Below are 1,411 nucleotides of genomic sequence, written 5' to 3'. Positions count from 1 at the left end.
TTATTAATATATGTGTGAACAAAGCAGTACTTACTCATTATTTCAAATTCAATTCTTTTCCACAGTTCGGGCACTTTTTTATCCTTTCTGCACAGCTTCTATGGAAAACAGCACCGCAGTCACATTTTACGAACGGCGAGCCTGACTTTATTTTTCCGAGACAAACAAGGCAACGGTTCACCTCCTCCTCCGGCTCCACCCTCACTTTTCTTTCTTTAGAGTCTGCAGTATATGCTTTCTTCCTTTTGAAAAGAATGGCGATTATTGCTATTGCTGCCATGAGAACGAATAAAGCTGCCCACCACTCGATTTGCCATGAGGACGAAGAGTGGATAGAGATGCAGTATGTCATGTAGTTATTGCTCTCATTGTTCTCCTCCACAATGTTGCCTGGGTCAACCGAGGCGTTGAGCAGGTGTTTTCCCCCCGACAAATTTGCATAAAAGGAGATGTTTATCTCATCACCCGGGAGAAGATTATCTATAAATTCTGTATCGTATATTTCTCCATCCGTTTCAAGAGTGCAGGAAAAACCCTTTGCCTCTTTAACCCCCTCATTTCTCACAGTTACGATAACTTTCACTCCCTCTTTTGATACAGAAGATTGAATTTTTCTCACAGTCAGATCCGGCAATGGGGGCAAAACCTCTATATTCTTTGAAAACATGCCGATTTCTCCGTCATTGTCTGTCACGATAAGTGTAACATTGTATTCCCCCTCATTACTATAATTATGGGTCGGGTTTTTCCCGTAGCTTATATTTCCGTCTCCGAAATTCCATGTATAGTTCGATATATCCCCGTCCTCATCATAAGACATATCAATAAACTGAATGATGCCGCAGGCAACCGGATGCAGAGGCGTATAACTGAAATTAGCAAAAGGGGGTTTTTTCTCTTTGCTTACCCTGATATTTTTTTGGATTGAAAGATGCATACCATCATTGTCAGTAACTGTCAATACAACAGTATATGTTCCTTCAGATGAATAGGTATGCTGCACCACTTTGCCGCTACCTGTCGAGCCGTCTCCGAAGTTCCAGGCATATGAAGAAATGCTTCCATCGGGGTCAGTTGAATAAGAGGCATCGAAAGAAACCGATTGATTTTCTAAAGGGTTTGGAGGATTGTATGAAAATGATGGGAGTGGAGGAGCATTTGAAACAACAATCTGTTTGCTTTTCGTATCCTCTCCTGTTGGGCCGCTGACCGTGAGTGTTACAGTGAATGTTCCCTTGCCCGAATATTTATGAGAAGGATTTTCATCATTTGATATGCTTCCGTCTCCAAAATCCCACTGCCATGACGTTATACTGCCGGTGGATTTGTCATAGAAATGTACAAAATCAGCTCTTGTTGGATTTGGTGGTGTAGTTAAGAAATCTGGATTAGGAGGGGGTCTGTTGAATTT

At 41.8% G+C, this 1,411-nt stretch carries 1 protein-coding gene; it reads right to left on the bottom strand.

The features are described from left to right. Positions 1 to 37: 37 nt before the first annotated feature. Positions 38 to 1,411: PKD domain-containing protein (locus J7J55_03610; protein ID MCD6141794.1), on the bottom strand; the 1,374-nt coding region annotated here is incomplete at its 5' end.

The sequence above is a fragment of the Candidatus Bipolaricaulota bacterium genome, assembly GCA_021159055.1.
GTDB lineage: Bacteria > Bipolaricaulota > Bipolaricaulia > UBA7950 > UBA9294 > S016-54.
Note: the sequence above shows the minus strand (reverse complement) of the source record. Positions and strands in the feature narration are given on the sequence as shown.